At 64.7% G+C, this 18614-nt stretch carries 13 protein-coding genes; 9 read left to right on the top strand and 4 right to left on the bottom strand.

Annotated features, from left to right (window positions below; all coding sequences use genetic code 11):
• The first annotated feature begins 2 nt into the window (after window positions 1-2).
• Window positions 3-3080 (top strand): efflux RND transporter permease subunit, encoded by a 3078-nt coding sequence (locus EA798_RS06460; RefSeq protein ID WP_122098427.1) that lies wholly within the window; start codon window positions 3-5, stop codon window positions 3078-3080.
• A 32-nt stretch (window positions 3081-3112) separates the two neighbouring features.
• On the opposite strand, the gene EA798_RS06465 is transcribed toward EA798_RS06460, so the two are convergent.
• Window positions 3113-3673: a TetR/AcrR family transcriptional regulator gene (locus EA798_RS06465; RefSeq protein WP_122098428.1), complete on the bottom strand. Its 561-nt coding sequence runs from the start codon at window positions 3671-3673 to the stop codon at window positions 3113-3115.
• Between the two features lie 234 nt (window positions 3674-3907).
• Here EA798_RS06465 and EA798_RS06470 point away from each other — a divergent pair, with 234 nt between their 5' ends.
• Both EA798_RS06470 and EA798_RS06475 read left to right on the top strand, forming a co-directional pair.
• Window positions 3908-4717, top strand: coding sequence for an MBL fold metallo-hydrolase (locus EA798_RS06470; protein ID WP_122098429.1), 810 nt, complete (start codon window positions 3908-3910; stop codon window positions 4715-4717).
• Between the two features lie 140 nt (window positions 4718-4857).
• Window positions 4858-6198 carry a sensor domain-containing protein gene (locus tag EA798_RS06475; RefSeq protein ID WP_122098430.1) on the top strand — a complete coding sequence of 447 codons (1341 nt, stop codon included), beginning with the start codon at window positions 4858-4860 and terminating at the stop codon, window positions 6196-6198.
• A 9-nt stretch (window positions 6199-6207) separates the two neighbouring features.
• On the opposite strand, the gene mapR is transcribed toward EA798_RS06475, so the two are convergent.
• Window positions 6208-7617, bottom strand: a complete 1410-nt coding sequence (mapR, locus tag EA798_RS06480; protein ID WP_122098671.1) for a GntR family transcriptional regulator MpaR — start codon at window positions 7615-7617, stop codon at window positions 6208-6210.
• Window positions 7618-7651: 34 nt separating this feature from the next.
• Window positions 7652-9070 (bottom strand): cytochrome c oxidase accessory protein CcoG, encoded by a 1419-nt coding sequence (gene ccoG, locus EA798_RS06485; RefSeq protein ID WP_122098431.1) that lies wholly within the window; start codon window positions 9068-9070, stop codon window positions 7652-7654.
• Window positions 9071-9369: 299 nt separating this feature from the next.
• Between ccoG and EA798_RS06490 the strand changes: the two genes are divergently transcribed.
• The 6 genes from EA798_RS06490 to mdoH all read left to right on the top strand — a co-directional run bounded on the left by EA798_RS06490 (window position 9370) and on the right by mdoH (window position 18028).
• On the top strand, window positions 9370-9735 hold the full coding sequence (locus EA798_RS06490; RefSeq protein ID WP_003283813.1) for a CidA/LrgA family protein: 366 nt from the start codon (window positions 9370-9372) through the stop codon (window positions 9733-9735).
• A complete protein-coding gene (locus EA798_RS06495; RefSeq protein ID WP_106158187.1) occupies window positions 9732-10442 on the top strand; it encodes an LrgB family protein in 711 nt (236 codons plus the stop codon). The genes EA798_RS06490 and EA798_RS06495 overlap by 4 nt, the downstream gene beginning before the upstream one ends.
• Window positions 10443-10586: 144 nt before the next feature.
• Window positions 10587-11366 carry a PhzF family phenazine biosynthesis protein gene (locus EA798_RS06500; protein WP_122098432.1) on the top strand — a complete coding sequence of 260 codons (780 nt, stop codon included), beginning with the start codon at window positions 10587-10589 and terminating at the stop codon, window positions 11364-11366.
• Between the two features lie 100 nt (window positions 11367-11466).
• A complete protein-coding gene (gene bglX / locus EA798_RS06505) occupies window positions 11467-13758 on the top strand; it encodes a beta-glucosidase BglX (RefSeq protein WP_122098672.1) in 2292 nt (763 codons plus the stop codon).
• Between the two features lie 174 nt (window positions 13759-13932).
• Window positions 13933-15459, top strand: a complete 1527-nt coding sequence (locus EA798_RS06510) for a glucan biosynthesis protein G (protein WP_106158189.1) — start codon at window positions 13933-13935, stop codon at window positions 15457-15459.
• A 10-nt stretch (window positions 15460-15469) separates the two neighbouring features.
• Window positions 15470-18028 (top strand): glucans biosynthesis glucosyltransferase MdoH, encoded by a 2559-nt coding sequence (gene mdoH, locus EA798_RS06515; protein ID WP_122098433.1) that lies wholly within the window; start codon window positions 15470-15472, stop codon window positions 18026-18028.
• A 43-nt stretch (window positions 18029-18071) separates the two neighbouring features.
• On the opposite strand, the gene EA798_RS06520 is transcribed toward mdoH, so the two are convergent.
• Window positions 18072-18413: an FKBP-type peptidyl-prolyl cis-trans isomerase gene (locus EA798_RS06520; protein ID WP_122098434.1), complete on the bottom strand. Its 342-nt coding sequence runs from the start codon at window positions 18411-18413 to the stop codon at window positions 18072-18074.
• Between the last annotated feature and the right edge of the window lie 201 nt (window positions 18414-18614).

Here is an 18614-nt window from a genome sequence, read left to right on the forward strand (position 1 = left end):
CGATGCGCTTCAATCTTTCCGCCTGGGCGCTGCAGAACCGGCAGATCGTCGTCTACCTGATGCTGCTGCTGGCGATCGTCGGTGCGCTGTCCTACAGCAAGCTCGGACAGAGCGAGGACCCGCCATTCACTTTCAAGGCCATGGTCATCCAGACGCAGTGGCCGGGCGCCACGGCCGAGGAAATGTCGCGCCAGGTCACCGAACGCATCGAGAAGAAGCTGATGGAAACCGGCGAGTACGAGCGCATCGTCTCCTTCTCCCGGCCGGGCGAATCCAACGTCACCTTCATGGCGCGCGACTCGATGCGCTCGAAGGACATCCCCGACCTCTGGTACCAGATCCGCAAGAAGATCGGTGACATCCAGCACACCTTTCCGCCTGGTGTGCAGGGACCCTTCTTCAACGACGAGTTCGGCACGACGTTCGGCAACATCTACGCCCTGACCGGCGACGGTTTCGACTACGCGATCCTCAAGGACTACGCCGACCGCATCCAGCTGCAGCTGCAGCGGGTGAAGAATGTCGGCAAGGTGGAGCTGATCGGCCTGCAGGACGAGAAGATCTGGATCGAGCTCTCCAACGTCAAGCTGGCCACGCTCGGCGTTCCACTGGAGGCCGTGCGTCAGGCCCTGGAGGCGCAGAACGCGGTGACTGCCGCCGGTTTCGTCGAGACGATCAGTGATCGGGTGCAATTGCGCGTCACCGGTAGCTTCGAGACGGTCAAGGAGATTCGCGACTTCCCCATCCGCGTTGCCGGACGCACCTTCCGCATTGGCGACGTCGCCGAGGTGCATCGCGGCTTCAATGACCCGCCCGCACCGCGCATGCGCTTCATGGGCGAGCCGGCGTTGGGTCTGGCGGTATCGATGAAAAGCGGTGGCGACATCCTGGTGCTGGGCCAGGCACTGGAGCAGGAATTTGCCCGTCTGCAGCAGGAGTTGCCGGCCGGAATGCAGCTACGCAAGGTCTCGGATCAGCCGGCTGCGGTGAAGACCAGCGTCGGCGAATTCGTAAAGGTATTGATCGAAGCGCTGGTGATCGTTTTGCTGGTGAGCTTCTTCTCGCTCGGCGTGCGTACCGGCCTGGTGGTGGCGCTATCGATTCCGCTGGTGCTGGCGATGACCTTTGCCGCCATGAGCTATCTGGATATCGGCCTGCACAAGATCTCCCTCGGGGCCCTGGTACTGGCCCTCGGGCTGATGGTGGATGACGCGATCATTGCGGTGGAGATGATGGCGATCAAGATGGAGCAGGGCTACGACCGCCTCAAGGCTGCCAGCTTCGCCTGGACCAGCACGGCGTTCCCGATGCTGACCGGTACGCTGATCACCGCCGCGGGTTTCCTGCCCATCGCCACCGCCAATTCCAGTACCGGTGAATACACCCGCTCGATCTTTCAGGTGGTGGCCATCTCGCTGATCGCATCCTGGATCGCCGCGGTGATGTTCGTACCGCTGATTGGCGAAAAGCTGCTGCCGGATCTGGCCAAGAAGTCGGCACACAAGCAGAGCGGTGGCGACGGCCACGATCCCTACGCCACACCGTTCTACCAGCGCGTACGGCGCGTGGTGACCTTCTGCGTGCGCCGCCGCAAGACGGTCATCCTGCTCACCCTGGCGATCTTCGCCGCCGCCGTGGTGCTGTTCCGCCTGGTGCCGCAACAGTTCTTCCCGGCGTCCGGCCGTTTGGAGCTGATGGTCGATCTCAAACTGGCCGAAGGCGCCTCGTTGAAGGCGACCGAAGCGGAGGTGGCACGGCTGGAACAGCTACTCAAGGAACGGGCCGGCATCGCCAACTACGTGGCTTACGTCGGCACCGGCTCGCCGCGTTTCTACCTGCCGCTGGACCAGCAGTTGCCGGCGACCAGCTTCGCCCAGTTCGTCGTGCTGGCCGACAGCATCGAGTCCCGCGAGGCCCTGCGCAGCTGGCTGATCGAGCGCATGCGCGAGGACTTCCCGAGCCTGCGTGGTCGCGTGACGCGACTGGAGAATGGCCCGCCGGTGGGCTATCCGGTGCAGTTCCGTGTCACCGGCGAGCACATCGACGTGGTGCGTGGGCTGGCTCGCCAGGTCGCCGCCAAGGTCAACGAGAATCCGCATGTGGCCAACGTCCACCTGGACTGGCAGGAGCCGAGCAAGATGGTCCGGCTGAACGTCGATCAGGATCGTGCCCGCGCACTGGGCGTGACCACCGCCGAACTGTCCGGCTTTCTGCGACGGACCTTCACCGGCAGCAGCGTCAGCCAGTTCCGTGAAGATAACGAGCTGATCGAGATCCTCCTGCGCGGCACCGAGCGCGAGCGGCTCGAGCTGTCGATGCTGCCGAGCCTGGCGATTCCCACCGAGAGCGGCCGCAGCGTGCCGCTGTCGCAGGTGGCGACGCTGGAGTACGGCTTCGAAGAGGGCGTGATCTGGCATCGCAACCGCCTGCCTACGGTCACCGTGCGTGCCGACGTGTACGGGGAGCAGCAACCGGCTGCGCTGGTGCGTGAGATCGAGCCGACCCTGGCCGACATTCGGGATCAGTTGCCCGGCGGCTACCTGCTCGAGGTCGGCGGCACGGTAGAGGATTCCGAACGTGGCCAGCGCTCGGTGAACGCCGGCATGCCGTTGTTCATCATCGTGGTGCTGACATTGTTGATGGCGCAGCTCAAGAGCTTCTCACGCTCGGCCATGGTGTTCCTCACTGCGCCGCTGGGCATCATCGGTGTCGCACTGTTCCTGCTGCTGTTCGGCCAGCCGTTCGGCTTCGTGGCAATGCTTGGCACCATCGCGCTGTCGGGAATGATCATGCGCAACTCGGTGATCCTGGTGGACCAGATCGAGCAGGACATCGGTGTCGGGCATGCACGTTTCACCGCCATCGTCGAGGCCACCGTACGCCGCTTCCGACCCATCGTGCTGACTGCGCTGGCGTCGGTGCTGGCGATGATTCCGCTGTCGCGCAGCATCTTCTTCGGGCCGATGGCTGTGGCGATCATGGGCGGGCTGATCGTCGCCACCGCGCTGACGCTGCTGTTCCTGCCGGCGCTATACGCGGCCTGGTTCCGGGTTCGCGAAGACGAGGCGAGCGCCCACTGACGGCGCTTATCGGGCGCGCCTGAACGGCGCGCTCAGATGCCTGCGGCGTTCAGCAGGCATTCGGCGGCGGCCTTGGCGTCCAGCGCCTGTTCGCCGGGCCCTTCGATATGCGCCATGCTCAACGCCCCTTCGAGCAGATACTGCAGCTGCCGCGCCAGCTGCAGCGGTTGTGGTGCACTCATGTGCTCCAGCAGTCCGCGCAAGTGGGCCTGCAGCTCGGCCTTGTAAGCCGCTGAGCGCTGATGAATCGGATGATCACGGTCGTGATATTCCGCTGCTGCGTTGATGAACAGGCAGCCACAGAACTGTTCACCACCATGGATCATCCCGTGCAAGCCATCGAACACGCGCAGTAGCGCTTCGCGCGGCGGCATCCTGGTGGCCCGTTCGCGCAGGCGCGTCAGCATCAATTCATGACGTGCCTCCAGTACGGCGAGAATCAGCTCGTCCTTGGATTTGAAGTGCTTGTACAGGGTCATCTTGGCCACACCGGACTCGGCCAGGATGCGGTCGATGCCTGTCGCGTGATAACCCTCGCGGTAGAACAGATTCTCGGCGGTGTTGAGCAACTGGTCGCGCTTGTTCAATGCCATGGATACCTCCTGCGGCCGAGCATTATGCGGGAGCGCTCGTCGTTCGCTCCAGCTGACCGTACTCTCGTTGGTGCTTGTAGTATACAGACTGGTCTGTCTATTATCCAGTTACACCAACAGCGAGGGTAGTGCCATGAAGCTCAATGACCGCGCGTCCTTTCCGACGCTGCACGACCCGTTCAGGCTTGTTCGCGCATTGCCGGGCTGTGCCGGCATGCCGGGGTTGTAGCCGTCATGACCGCACAGAACAGAGCGCTGGCGGACGGTTGCCGGTCGCCGGGCAAGCGGAGCGGAGCGTGGCTGCTGTTGGCTGTCGCGCTGTTGCTGCCGCTGTCTGGCTTTGCCGGTGAGGCGCGCGCAACAGACGGGCTGCGTTTCAGCCTGGTGAGGACCGCACAGAGTGAAAGTGGCGATTTCCTGCTACGCCGTGACGGTTGGCAGGCGCTGCCCCCAACACAGCACATCGCGGTGCTTATCGAGCATCGCGGCAATCGGCTGCTGTTCGGTACCGGCCTGGGTCGGCAGATCGATGCACAGTGGAATGCCGAGCTGCCATGGCGGATCAAGCGTTACGGGTCAGTACGACCGGTGCGCGATCAGCTGGAAAAGGACGGATTGACGGTCGATCGCATCGTGCTGGGGTGCGTGCGCTGGGAGCATGCCTCGGGTTTGGCCGATTATCCCGATGTGCCGGTGCTGGCCAGTTCAGACACGCTTGACTACCTGAAAACGGCGACGGCGCCGGCTGTGCTTGCCAGCCAGTTTCGCCACCCGGTGCGCTGGCAGTCGCTGGATTTCCGGCCCAGGCCTTATCTGGGCCATGCACGAAGTCTGGACCTCTACGGGGATGGGAAACTGGTCCTGGTTCCGCTGTCCGGACACGGCGCGGTCGGCCTCTACCTGACTCTCGGCGACGGGCGTCGCTTCTTCTTCCGCGGTGACCGCCCGGAACACAGCGGGGATGGCGTGCCGGACGACGTCGTGGCGTTGCAGGAAGCCAGTACGCAGGCTGTACTTGGCTATTACCCCCGCTGGGTGCAGTGAGCAGGCAGAGCGATAAAAAACTGCGCGGCGGGATCGGATATAGGCGATGCTAGACGCAAGGGCTGGACAGATTGCACCGCGCGCAAGCGCCGGCCTCGATTGCCCGCCCCGTGCCCCATGGCCGAAGTAGGTCTGCCGCTGTGAAGACGGATAGCTGCGCGCCCCTGGCGAGTGTCATCGATCTATTGCTGGATGCCATCTGCGTCGTCGATGCGCAGGGCAACATCGTTTACGTGAGCGCCGCCTGTGAGCGCATCTTCGGTTATACACCGGAAGAAATGGTGGGCAGGCGGATGATCGAAATGGTCTATCCCGAAGACCGGGCCCGCACCGTGGCAGCCGCACAGGAAGTCATGGCCAGCCAGCCGCTGCTGCACTTCGAGAATCGCTACGTGCGCAAGGACGGCAGCGTGGCGCACATCATGTGGTCTGCCTGCTGGTCAACGGACAACAAGCTGCGTATCGGGGTGGCGCGCGATATCACCCAGCGCAAGCAGTCCGAAGCCATGCAGGCAGCGCTCTATTCGATTTCCGAAGCGGCGCACGGGGCCAAGGATCTCGCCGCCCTCTATCAGCAGATTCATCTGACGATCGCCAGTCTGCTGCCGGTAGACGATTTCATCGTCGCCATCCGCAATGCTGCCAGTGGCGAGCTGACTTATCCCTACCAGGCACTGACGCTCGATTCGACCGGTCTGCCGGCGGAGCCAGCGGCGTCCCTGTGCTTTTCCGTTCTGCATGGCGCACAGGCGTTGCGTTTCAACGCCGACTCGATGCGTGCGCTGGCACTTCCACTCGGTGACGGTGATATCCGTGCCTGGTGGCTGGGTGTGCCCCTGAACTCGAGCGAGGGCGTGATTGGCGTGCTGTTGCTAAAGAGCACCGCGGCGCCCTACACCGAGAAGGATCAGGAGCTGCTGCAGTTCGTCTCGACTCAGGTGGTCACGGCGATCGAGCGCAAGCAGCTGTATGCGCGCCTGCATCGGATGGCGCAGTACGACGAACTCACCGGGCTGCCAAATCGCGCGTGCTTCCGTGACCGCCTGGGCACGGCGCTTGCGCGCGTGCGGCGCAACGGCGGGCGTATCGCCTTGCTCTATGTGGACCTGGACCGCTTCAAGCAAATCAACGATACCTACGGCCACGGCGGTGGTGATCAGCTGCTGCGTGCGGTTGCCGATCGCCTGACCGCCTGCGTGCGCGACACCGATACCGTGGCGCGTCTGGGGGGCGACGAGTTCGTCGTGCTGCTGGAAAGCATTGTCGAACCGGAGGATGCCCAGCGCGTGGTAGAGAAGGTACGCAGCGCCTTCGCACAGCCGTTGAGTATCACCGGGCACAGCCTGGAGATCGGCATGAGCATCGGCATCGCGTTGTACCCGGAGGATGGCGAGGCTGAGATGCAGTTGCTCAAACAGGCCGACGATCGCATGTACCGGATGAAGGCCCGCGGCGGTCAGCAATCGGTGGACTGCGACTGAAGATCGGCGTCAGAACGACTTCAGCATCCTGCCCAGCAACTCCATCGCCTGCTCGCTGCGGGCGTCCCATGGATGGCCATGGTTCAGCCGCGCGCAGTTGCGAAAGCGCTGGGTCGCCGAGAAGATCGGCCCCGGTGCCAGGCTGATGCCCTGGGCCAGCGCCAGTTGCAGCAGCTGCAGCGAGTCCACCTGCTCGGGAAATTCGAACCAGAGAAAGTAGCCGCCAGAGGGGCGCGTGACCCGCGTGCTCGCCGGGAAATGGCGGGCGGCGGAGGCGAGCATCGCGCCCTGCTGCATCTCCAGTGCGTGGCGCAGCTTGCGCAGGTGACGGTCGTAGCCGCCATGCTGCAGATAGTCGGCAATGGCGGCCTGCGCCGGCACGGAAGGGGAGATGGTGGTCATCAGCTTGAGCCGGGCGATCTGCTCGGCGTAGCGGCCGCCGGCGACCCAGCCGACCCGGTAGCCGGGCGCCAGGCTCTTGGAAAACGAACCGCAATGCATCACCAGGCCTTCGCGATCATGGCTCTTCACCGGCTTTGGGGGCTCCCGGGTGAAGTACAGCTCGGCGTAGACGTCGTCCTCGATCAGCGGCACCTGATGGCGCTGCAACAGTTCATACAGCTGCTGTTTCTTCGCCTCGCCCATGCTCGCGCCCAGCGGGTTCTGCAGGCTGCTCATGAACCAGCAGGCCTTGATCGGCAGATGCGCCAGGCGGTCGGCGAGAATCTCCAGATCGATGCCTTCGCGCGGGTGGACGGGAATCTCCACCGCCTTGAGCTTGAGCCGTTCCAGCACCTGTAGCGTGGCGTAAAACGCCGGCGACTCGATCGCCACCAGTTCACCCGGCTCCGTCACCACCTGCAGGCAGAGGTTCAGCGCTTCCATCGCACCGGTGGTGATCACCAGCTCGTCCATCGGCAGCATCACGCCGCTGACCATGTAGCGCAAGGCGATCTGCCGGCGCAGGTCCGGGTTGCCGGCGGTCATCTCGGCGATCACTTCGCGTGCCGGCATGTCGCGCACGCTTTGCGCCATCGAGCGTGCGAGCCGTTGCAGGGGAAACAGCTCGGGGCTGGGGAAGGCCGAACCGAAGGGTACGGTGGCCGGATCGCGCAGCGAGGCGAGCACCGAGAACACCAGCTCGCTGACGCCGACATCGGTGGTTTCCGCCGGACGGCTGCTGATGTCCGGCTCGTGCAACGGGCGCTTGGCATGTTCGCGGACGAAATAGCCCGAACGCGCCCGCGCCTGAATCAGCCCGCGGTCTTCCAGCAGGTAGTAGGCCTGGAACACGGTGGACGGGCTGACGCCGTAGGTGCGGCTGGCGTGGCGCACCGAGGGCACCTTTTCTCCCGGCGCGAGCACGCCACTGCGGATCAGTTCGGCAATCTCGTCAGCGAATTTCTCGTAGCGCTTCATCGTGTCCGGGCCGTGGCGGTTGGGCATGGCCAGTCTACTGGCGTAGCGCCGCGATGGGGGCGACGAAGGTGCTCGGGGTGCTCACCCGGCTGCTCGGCTCGGCCAGGTCGCTGACCTCGAAGCGCAGCTCGCGGCTGAAGTCGCGGGCGTTGTCGAGCAGTGCCACGCTGACCGGCAGATCGGCGATCTCGCCCGGTGCCAGGGCAATCTCGCGCGGGCCCTGCAGCGCGAACGGCCCGTCTTCCAATGCCAGCGCGTAGCGCCGCGGCTGCTGGGTCTTGTTGATCAGCTTGAGGCGGTACATGTTCTCGATCTGGCCCTGCATGTTCTCGCGGTACAGGGTGCGGTCGCGGGTGACGTCCAGCTGCAGCTGCGGCCGCGCGTCCAGTGCCCAGATGAAGGCGGCGATCATCGCCGTCATCGCCACGGCATAACCGATCAGCCGCGGACGCAAGAGGCGGGTGGCGCCGCCCTTGAGTGCGCGCTCGGAGGTGTAGCGCAGCAGGCCGCGGGCGTAACCCATCCGGTCCATGACGCTGTCGCAAACGTCGATGCAGGCGCCGCAGCTGATGCAGTCCAGCTGCAGGCCGTCGCGGATGTCGATGCCGGTGGGGCAGACCTGTACGCACAGCGTGCAGTCGACGCAGTCACCGAGGCCCTGGGCCCGCGGGTCGCTGCCCTTGCGCCGCGCGCCGCGGTTCTCGCCGCGGGCTGTGTCGTAGGAGACCAGCAGGGTGTCGGCGTCGAACATCACGCTCTGAAAGCGCGAATAGGGGCACATGTGCAGGCACACCTGCTCGCGCAGCCAGCCGGCATTGATGTAGGTCGCGGCGGTGAAGAACAGCAGCCAGAAGGCGGTGGTGGCACCGACCTCGAAGCGGGCAAGGTCGGCCACCAGTTCGCGTACCGGGGTGAAATAGCCGACGAAGGCCAGCGCCGTGGCCAGGCTGATGGCCAGCCACAGCGTGTGCTTGGCGGCACGGCGCAGCAGCTTGGCGGCGGACCAGGGCGCAGCATCGAGCTTGATGCGCTGCAGGCGGTCGCCTTCGGTGACCTTTTCCACCCACATGAACATCCAGGTCCAGGTGCTCTGCGGGCAGGCGTAGCCGCACCAGATGCGCCCCGCCAGGACGGTGATGAAGAACAGGCCGAACGCGGCGATGATCAGGATCGCCGAGAGCAGGATGAAATCCTGCGGCCAGAAGGTGGCACCGAAGATATGGAACTGCTGCCGGCCCAGGTCCCACAGCACCGCCTGGCGTCCATCCCAATCAAGCCAGACGGTGCCGAAGTAGAGCAGCATCAACAGGGCGCCGCCCAACAGGCGCAGGTTGCGGAAACGTCCGCTGAAACTGCGCGTATGAATGGGCCCGCCGCTCTGGGCGGGCGTCAGGCGGATCGGCTGGCTGGGATCAACGGTTTCGATGATCCGCGCGGGTATGCGGTCGGTCATTGGCTTTCGCCCCATAGGCAGTTCAGGCGAGGCGGATGATCCCCGTCGAGAGCCATGCATAACAGACTCAGATGTGACGACTAAATACGGATCAGATGAGCTGCGGAAACGCTATCGGAACACAGACACCTCCAGGCTTTGACCTGCGTCAGCGGAAGCTGTCGGGATCGGCTGATCCGCTTTTTTAGTGTGCATCTGATGCTGTTCCGTCGTCGCCAAGCCAGCCATAGTCGAGACCTTTTGCCGAACGAAGAGGAGCCACGCATGATTCAGCCAATGCTGCCGAAGGAGCACCGCCGATGATTCTCAAAGGCCTGACCTGGCTCGTGTTGCTGCAACTGCTCGGCAACCTGATCAATCTGGTACTGCTGCCGGCATTGCCGGGGCCGATCATCGGCATGCTGTTGCTGTTCGGCCTGTTGCTGCTGCGCCGCAGCATTCCCGAGTCGCTGGAGAAGACCGCGGCGCTGCTGCTGCAGTACCTGCCGCTGCTGCTCATCGTGCCGGCCGCCGGAATCATGACCAGTGGCGCCGCGCTGCTGGATGACCTGCCGGCCATTGCCGCCGGGCTGGTGTTGTCGCTGCTGATCACCGTGCCGTTCTGTGGCTGGCTGATGCAGCGGCTGATCCGTCGACTCGACCGCCAGCGGGAGGATCAGGCATGACCGTACTCGATTGGCGTACCGCCTGGGCGGCGGTCGTGGTCCATCCTTTGTTCGCCGTGGCGCTGACCCTGATCGCCTTCCAGCTGGCGCTGATGCTCTACCGGCGTAGCGGCTGGCTGGTGCTGCAGCCGGTGATGGTCGGCATGCTGTTGGTGGTCGGCACGCTGACCCTGGTGGACCTGGACTACCCGCGCTACCGCGAGGGCGCCGCGCTGATTGCCATGCTGCTCGGCCCGGCGACCGTGGCGCTGGCGGTGCCCCTGCATCGGCATCTGAAGCGGATCCAGCAATTGTTCTGGCCGATCGTCATTACCCTGGCCGTGGGCGGCGTGCTCAGCGTGGTGCTGACGCTGGCGATCGCCTGGGCGCTGGGCGCGCAGTTGCCGGTGCTGATGAGCCTGGCGCCGAAGTCCGCGACCATGCCGATCGCCATGCTGGTGGCCGAGCAGCTCGGCGGCCTGGCCTCGCTCGCGGCGGTGTTCGTCATGCTTACCGGCGTCATCGGCACGGCACTGGGGCCGCTGTTGTTGCGCTGGGCGGGGGTCGATCATCCTGCCGCGCGGGGCCTGAGCTATGGCATCAACGCGCATGCCATCGGCACGGCAAGGGCATTGGAAGAGGGCGACGAATGTGGTGCTTTCGCCGCGCTCGGAATGAGTCTGCTGGGCATTCTGATCGCACTGCTGCTGCCGTTCGCCCTGGGTTGATTCGCCGCCATGGGCATTGCTGACCAAGCGCACGAAATACGGGGGCTTCAGCCCTCATTTGGCACTGGCTAGCGCCCGGTCCGACCCGTTAAAGTAGGCGGCGGTCGCTTGACCGTGCACAGGGTGCAAACCATGAAATTGCGGATGTTCCAGGTCGATGCTTTCACCGCTGAACGTTTCCGGGGCAATCCCGCAGCGGTGATCCCCTTGCAGGCCTGGCTGTCGGACGAGTTGATGCAAGCCATCGCCGCCGAAAACAACCTTTCCGAAACAGCCTTCTTCGTACGTGAAGCGGACGGGGCCTTTCACATCCGCTGGTTTTCGCCGCTTACCGAAATCGATTTCTGTGGCCACGCCACCCTGGCCAGCGCCTTCGTGTTGCTGGAAGCGGGGCTGGCGCAAGCTCCGCTGGTTTTCCGCGCCTCTGCAGTGGGCGATCTGACGGTGCAGCGGCGGGCTGACGGTCTGCTGGAAATGAGCTTCCCCAATCGCGCGCCGGAGCCAGTCGCCGAGCCACCGGCGGCGTTGTTGCATGGGCTGGGCTGCGAGCCGGAGGCGGTGCTGCGCAGCCAGCAGGCCTGGTTCGCCGTCTATCGAGACGAGCAGCAGGTTCGTGCATTGTCACCCGACCTCGATGCGCTGCGCGGGCTGGCGCCACTGGATGTGGTGGTGACCGCACCGGGGCGCGAGCAGGATTTCGTCTCCCGCTACTTCTGGCCAGCCAATGGTGGCGACGAAGATCCGGTGACCGGTTCCATTCACGCCGGACTCGCGCCGTATTGGGCAGGGCAGCTGGGACGCAATGAACTGGTGGCGCTGCAGGCCTCGGCTCGTACCGGCATCCTGCACTGTCGGGTCGAGGCAGATCGTGTGATGGTGGCCGGGCAGGCCGTACTTTTTCTCGACGGCACCATCGAACTTTAAATAACTATCTTCATGCATTGCGGGCGGCCCTCGGCCGGCGCGATGGGTGTGCCTGTGTGTGGCTGATCGATTCAAACCAATGGGGTTGCGAAACGTGATGATGAAAGGGCTGCTGCCGTTTGTCCTGCTTGCCGGTGCGATGAGTTCGTTCGCCTTTGCGGCGCCACCGGCATTGCCGCTGGATGACCGCCAGGCGCTGATCGAAACCCTGCTCGAGCGCATGACGCTGGCGGAGAAGATCGGCCAGTTGCGCCTGATCAGCATCGGTGGCGACATGCCGCGCGAGCGGATCGCCGAGGAAATCGCCGCCGGGCGCATCGGCGCGACATTCAATTCGGTGACCCGAACCGATAACCGGCCGATGCAGGATGCTGCGCTGCGCAGCCGTCTGGGCATCCCGATCTTCTTCGCCTATGACGTCATTCACGGCCACCGCACCATCTTCCCCATCAGCCTGGCCCTGGCCTCCAGCTGGGACCTCGAGGCGATTGCCCTGAGCGGTCGGGTATCGGCCATCGAAGCCAGCGCCGATGGCCTGGACCTGACCTTCGCGCCGATGGTCGACATCACCCGCGACCCGCGCTGGGGACGCACCTCCGAAGGCTTCGGCGAGGATCCGTACCTGGTCTCGCAGATCGCCGGCACGCTGGTGCGCGCCTATCAGGGCGAGCGCCTTAGCGCCGCGGACAGCGTGATGGCCAGCGTCAAGCACTTCGCCCTCTACGGGGCGGTGGAGGGCGGGCGTGACTACAACGTGGTCGACATGAGCCCGCAGCGCATGCATCAGGATTACCTGCCGCCGTACCGTGCCGCCGTGGACGCCGGGGCAGGCGGCGTGATGATCGCGCTGAACACGGTCAACGGTGTGCCGGCCAGTGCCAACCGCTGGCTGTTGCGTGACCTGCTGCGCGACGACTGGGGCTTTCGCGGGCTGAACATCAGCGACCACGGCGCCATCGACGAACTGCTGCGCCATGGCGTCGCCGGCGACGGACGCGAGGCCGCGCGCCTGGCGATCGAGGCCGGCATCGACCTGAGCATGCACGACTCGCTCTACCTGCAGGAACTGCCCGGGTTGGTCGAGCGCGGCGAGGTGCCGATCGAGCTGATCGACCAGGCGGTCGGTCGCGTGCTCGGTGCCAAGTACGACCTCGGTTTGTTCCATGATCCCTATCGCCGCATCGGCCGGGCAGCGGACGACCCGGTCGAGGTGAATGCCGAAAGTCGCCTGCACCGCGAGGCGGCGAGACGCGTGGCGCGCGATTCGCTGGTCCTGCTGGAAAACCGCGAGCGGACACTGCCGCTGCGCAAGGATGCACGCATCGCGCTGGTCGGGCCGCTGGCCGATTCCCACGTCGACATGCTCGGCAGCTGGTCGGCTGCCGGGGTGGCCGCGCAGACGGTAACCCTGCGCCAGGGGCTGGAAGCCGCTGTCGGCAAGGGCGGCCAGATCATCCATGCCCGCGGCGCCAACGTCACCGACGATGCCGGCATGGTCAAGTACCTGAACTTCCTCAACTGGGACCGCCCGGAAGTCTCGCTGGACCCGCGTACGCCGCAGGCGATGATCGACGAGGCAGTACGCGCCGCGCGCGAGGCCGATGTCGTCGTTGCCGCACTGGGCGAGGCGCGGGGCATGTCCCACGAATCGTCCAGTCGTACCAGCCTTGCATTGCCGGCCAGCCAGCAGGCGCTGCTCGAAGCACTGGTCGCCACCGGCAAACCGCTGGTGGTGGTGCTGATGAACGGGCGGCCGTTGCAGCTTGGCTGGGTCAAGGAGCATGCCGATGCGGTGCTGGAAACCTGGTTCGCCGGCACCGAGGGCGGCCATGCGATAGCCGATGTGTTGTTCGGCGCGCACAACCCGTCCGGCAAGCTGCCGATCTCCTTCCCACGCTCGGTCGGCCAGATTCCGACCTATTACAACCACCCGCGGCTGGGTCGCCCCTATGTCGAAGGGCGCCCGGGCAACTACACCTCGCAGTATTTCGAGGAGCCCAACGGCGCGCTGTACCCCTTCGGTTATGGCCTGAGCTACACCGATTTCGAACTGTCAAAACCGCAGCTTTCACGACGCAAGCTGAACCGTGGGCAGACGCTGGAGGTCAGCGTAACGGTGAAGAACACGGGCGCGCGGGCCGGCGCGACGGTTGTGCAGCTCTATCTGCAGGATCTGGTCGGCTCCAGCGTGCGCCCGGTCAAGGAACTCAAAGGCTTCAGGAAGCTCATGCTGAAGCCCGGCGAGACTCAGTTGGTGCGCTTTGCGCTCGGCGAGGACGACCTGAAGTTCTATGACGCGCGGCTCGACCATGTAGCAGAGCCGGGCGAGTTCGAGGTTCAGCTGGGGCTCGATTCTCGATCGGTGCAAAGCGAGCGTTTTGAATTGTTGTAAGAAATATCCTGTATGCAGCGTGCCTGCCGGTGCGTTTGTTGGCGCAGCGGTGTGACCGGCTAGGCTGTATGCAGCCAAACCACAGCGAAGCAGAGCGAACTCTGCACAAACCTGTAATTCGGAGGCGGTGTGTTACGCATTTTTCAGTGGAAGACGGGATCGCAGTCGGCACGCATGCTAGCGGGGCTGGCCGGCGGGTTGTGCATGCTGCTGGCCGGCAACGCGCTGGCATTCGGGCTCGATGATGTAGCCGAACGGGCACAGGCGCTGGCTGCCAGCGGTTACGAGGAGCCGGTCAGCAACCTGCCCGCTGAGCTGCGCAAGATGGCATTCGCCGATTACCAGCGGCTGCGCTTCAACCCTGAGCATGCCTACTGGAAGGATGCCGAGACGCCGTTCCACCTGCAGTTCTATCACCAGGGCATGCATTTCGACACGCCGGTGCGGATCAACGAAATCACCGCTACCGACGTCCGCGAGATTCGTTACGACCCTGCGATGTTCCAGTTCGATGGCGTCGAGATCGATCCTGCCGCCCTGGAAGGGCTCGGTTTCGCCGGCTTCAAGGTGCTCTATCCGCTGAACAAGAAGGACAAGCAGGATGAGGTGATGACCCTGCTCGGCGCCAGTTACTTCCGCATAATCGGCAAGGGCCAGTGGTACGGACTGTCCGCGCGTGGTCTGGCGATCGACACGGCGCTGCCGGTGGGCGAGGAGTTCCCGCGCTTTCGTGAGTTCTGGGTCGAACGGCCGCAGGCTGATCGGCGCAATCTGGTGATCTATGCGCTGCTCGATTCGCCACGCGCCACCGGTGCCTATCGCATGGTGCTGACGCCCGGCAAGGACAGCACGCTGGATGTGCAGGCCAGGGTGTATCTGCGCGAGCCGGTCGGCAAGCTGGGCCTGGCCCCGCTGACCAGCATGTTCCTGTTCGGTGCCAACCAGCCCGGCGATTCGCTGAACTTCCGGCCGCAACTGCATGATTCCGAGGGGCTGGCGATCCATGCCGGCAACGGCGAATGGCTCTGGCGGCCGCTGAACAATCCGAAGCGCCTGGCGGTGAGTGCCTTCAGCGTGGAGAACCCGCGTGGTTTCGGGCTGATGCAGCGCACCCGCGAGTTCAACCGCTACGAGGACCTGGATGACCGCTACGAGCTGCGTCCGAGCGGCTGGGTCGAGACCCGTGGCGACTGGGGCAAGGGCCACGTCGAGCTGGTGGAAATCCCGACGCCTGACGAAACCAACGACAACATCGTCGCCTTCTGGTCACCCGAGAAGCAGCCGGAGCCCGGCCAACCGCTGGATCTGGAATATCGCCTGCACTTCTCCATGGACGAACCCAGCCTGCATGACCCGCAGTTGGCCTGGGTGCAGCAGACCCGCGTTTCGGCCGGTGACGTCAAGCAGGCCAACCTGATCCGCCAGCCGGACGGCAGTACCGCGCTGATCGTGGACTTCGTCGGCCCGGTGCTCGAGCAGCTGGCCGAGGATGCCCCGGTGACCACTCGCGTGAGCATCGACGACAACGCCGAGCTGGTGGAAAACAATCTGCGCTACAACACCGTCACCAAGGGCTGGCGCCTGACCTTGCGACTGAAGGTGCGCGACCCGGCGCGACCGGTGGAAATGCGCGCAGCACTGGTTGATGGTGAAAAGACCCTTTCCGAAACCTGGACCTACCAGATTCCTCCCCATGAATGAGCAGGCTGCAATGAACGGCGTGGCTGAAGGCTATTGCGATGGCCTGGCGTTGCAGGACGCCGAAGACCCCGCCAGATATCGGCGGACGGCGGAGCAGGGCGGCCTGCTTGCGCTACACGATGAGCTGTCCGAGCAAGGGCGTGAGGGGCGCGGCGCTTCGCGCCGCTTGCTCGATTCCGTGGTGGCGCGGCTGCGGCTGGGCTGGGGCGACCTGTTCGACCGCGCCGGTGTGATCGCCGAGGATCACCAGGGGCGCGCCTACGTGCAGTCGACTCCGCCAATCGTGCGCACGCGCATGGTGCCGGAGCCCTGGCACACGAACATCCTGCGCCGCGGCTGGCGTCGAATGCTGGGGCGCACGCCGCCTCGCCGGCAGTTCGAGCCCAGCCCGCAGCCGCTTGATGAAGCGCGCTGGCGGCGCGTGGCGGCCCTGCGTCGCTCGGCTCTGCTGTTGCTGATGCTGGGCCAAACCGCATTCGCCACCTGGCAGATGAAGGCGGTGCTGCCGTACCAGGGCTGGTCGTTGGTGGACCTGCAGGACGTCTATGTACAGCCGCTGACCGAGTCGGCACGGCAGATCCTGCCCTATGTGGTGCAGACCAGCATTCTGCTGCTCTTCGCGCTGCTGTTCTGCTGGGTATCGGTAGGCTTCTGGACGGCGCTGATGGGCTTCTTCCAGCTGCTGCGCGGCAAGGATCGTTACAGCATCTGCGCCAGCAGTACCGGCACGGAGACGATTCCGAGCGAGGCGCGCACGGCGCTGGTGATGCCGATCGCCAACGAGGACGTGCCGCGTGTGTTCGCCGGCCTGCGTGCGACCTACGAGTCGCTCAAGGCGACCGGTGAGCTGGAGCATTTCGACATCTTCGTACTCAGCGACAGCAACGACCCGGACACCTGCGTTGCCGAGCAGAAGGCGTGGGTCGAGCTGTGCCGGGCGGTGGACGGCTTCGGCCACATCTTCTACCGACGCCGTCGGCGCCGGGTGAAGCGCAAGAGCGGCAACATCGACGACTTCTGCCGTCGCTGGGGTAGCAGCTACCGCTACATGGTGGTGCTCGACGCTGACAGCGTCATGAGCGGTGAATGCCTGACCAGCCTGGTGCGGCTGATGGAAGCCAACCCCAACGCCGGCATCATCCAGAGTGCGCCCAAGGCTTCGGGTATGGACACTCTCTATGCGCGCATGCAGCAGTTCGCCACGCGCGTCTACGGCCCGCTGTTCACGGCCGGGCTCAACTTCTGGCAGCTGGGCGAATCGCATTATTGGGGCCATAACGCGATCATCCGGGTCAAACCCTTCATCGAGCATTGCGCCCTGGCGCCGCTGCCGGGAACCGGCTCCTTTGCCGGGGCGATCCTTTCCCATGACTTCGTCGAAGCGGCGCTGATGCGCCGGGCCGGGTGGGGCGTGTGGATCGCCTACGACCTGCCGGGCAGCTACGAAGCGCTGCCGCCCAACCTGCTCGACGAACTCAAGCGGGACCGGCGCTGGTGCCACGGCAACCTGATGAACTTCCGCCTGTTCATGGTGCGTGGCGTGCACACGGTGCATCGCCTGGTGTTTCTCACGGGCGTGATGTCCTACCTGTCCGCGCCGCTGTGGTTCCTCTTCCTGCTGCTGTCTACCGGGCTGCTGGCCATCCATACGCTGATGGAGCCAGAGTATTTCCTGCAGCCCAACCAGCTCTACCCGTTGTGGCCACGCTGGCATCCGGAGGAGGCCATCGCGCTGTTCTCGGCGACCATGACGCTGCTGTTCCTGCCCAAGCTGCTCAGCGTGCTGCTGATCTGCATTCAGGGCGCGCAAGCCTACGGTGGAAGGCTGCGGTTGCTGTTGTCGATGGTGATCGAGACGCTGTTCTCGGTGCTGCTGGCTCCGGTGCGCATGCTGTTCCATAGCGTGTTCGTCACCGCGGCCTTCCTCGGCTGGTCGGTGCAGTGGAATTCGCCGCAGCGCGGCGATGACGCGACGCCATGGAGCGAGGCACTGCGCCGGCACGGCTCGCAGATCGTCATCGGGGTGCTCTGGACGGCGCTGGTGGCCTGGCTGGATGCGGCCTTCCTCTGGTGGCTGGCACCGATCGTGGTGTCGCTGATGCTGTCGGCACCGGTCTCGGTGATTACCAGCCGCACCGGTCTCGGGCTGGCTGCGCGGCGACGCCAGCTGTTCCTGATCCCGGAGGAGTACGCGCCGCCCACCGAGCTCGCCAACACCGATCTCTATCAGCAGCAGAACCAGGCCAATGCCTTGCGTGAAGGTTTCCTCGTCGCGGTAGTCGACCCGCTGTACAACGCACTGGTCTGCGCCATGGCGCGGGCACGCCATGCGAAGGTGGTGCCGGCAGCAGATCACCTTCGCGAGCAGCGTCTTGCCGAAGTGCTCGCGGCCGGGCCTTCGGGCGAAAAAGCCGAAGCGGCGCGTTGGCGGTTGCTCAACGACCCGGACGGAATGGCGCTGTTGCACCAATACGCCTGGGATGACCCGGCAGGTGCGACCTGGCTGGCCCGTTACCGCAAGCAGTACCCGCACGGGGTATCGCGTGGAGAACTGACCGAGCCTCGCTAAGCCGATTGTCCATGCAGCTCCCTGGGCTGCATGGACGTTCTGCTCAATCGTCGCGGGTGAGGACTTCGAGCAGTTCGATCTCGAAATGAAGGTCGGAATTCGGCGGTATGTGCGCGCCAACCTGGCGCTCGCCGTAGCCCAGACGGGCTGGAACGAAGAGCCTGCGCTTGCCGCCGACCCTCATTCCCATCAGCCCGACATCCCAGCCCTTGATCACTCGGCCGGTGCCTATCACGCACTGGAAGGGCTTGCCGCGCGTGTAGGAACTGTCGAATTCGGAGCCATCGCTGAGCGTGCCACGGTACTGGGTCGTGATCAGCGCACCCTTGACCACCGCTTTGCCGTCGCCGAGCTGGATATCCTCGATCTGCAGTTCTTCGCTCATTCGCACATTCCTGTCTGGGGGTGATAAGGCGCCGTTTTTGGCAGGTTCATGCACGCTAGGCAAGCGCCGGTTGGTTGCTGTCAGCGCTGAAGCTGATCTCGCGATACTGGTACGCCAATAAGTATCGAACTGATCGATGCTTATTGGCGGAAAATTGCGCGCATCATCGATCAAAGTAGATGGATCATCTGCGTCACAGGT

Source organism: Pseudomonas songnenensis (assembly GCF_003696315.1).
Classification (GTDB): Bacteria; Pseudomonadota; Gammaproteobacteria; order Pseudomonadales; family Pseudomonadaceae; genus Stutzerimonas; species Stutzerimonas songnenensis.

Coding starts and splice junctions, on each gene's coding strand:
- EA798_RS06460 (WP_122098427.1), top strand. CDS start 3: ATGCGCTTCAATCTTTCCGCCTGGGCGCTGCAGAACCGGCAGATCGTC.
- EA798_RS06465 (WP_122098428.1), bottom strand. CDS start 3,673: ATGGCATTGAACAAGCGCGACCAGTTGCTCAACACCGCCGAGAATCTG.
- EA798_RS06470 (WP_122098429.1), top strand. CDS start 3,908: ATGACCGCACAGAACAGAGCGCTGGCGGACGGTTGCCGGTCGCCGGGC.
- mapR (WP_122098671.1), bottom strand. CDS start 7,617: ATGAAGCGCTACGAGAAATTCGCTGACGAGATTGCCGAACTGATCCGC.
- ccoG (WP_122098431.1), bottom strand. CDS start 9,070: ATGACCGACCGCATACCCGCGCGGATCATCGAAACCGTTGATCCCAGC.
- EA798_RS06490 (WP_003283813.1), top strand. CDS start 9,370: ATGATTCTCAAAGGCCTGACCTGGCTCGTGTTGCTGCAACTGCTCGGC.
- EA798_RS06495 (WP_106158187.1), top strand. CDS start 9,732: ATGACCGTACTCGATTGGCGTACCGCCTGGGCGGCGGTCGTGGTCCAT.
- EA798_RS06500 (WP_122098432.1), top strand. CDS start 10,587: ATGTTCCAGGTCGATGCTTTCACCGCTGAACGTTTCCGGGGCAATCCC.
- bglX (WP_122098672.1), top strand. CDS start 11,467: ATGAAAGGGCTGCTGCCGTTTGTCCTGCTTGCCGGTGCGATGAGTTCG.
- EA798_RS06510 (WP_106158189.1), top strand. CDS start 13,933: ATGCTAGCGGGGCTGGCCGGCGGGTTGTGCATGCTGCTGGCCGGCAAC.
- mdoH (WP_122098433.1), top strand. CDS start 15,470: ATGAACGGCGTGGCTGAAGGCTATTGCGATGGCCTGGCGTTGCAGGAC.
- EA798_RS06520 (WP_122098434.1), bottom strand. CDS start 18,413: ATGAGCGAAGAACTGCAGATCGAGGATATCCAGCTCGGCGACGGCAAA.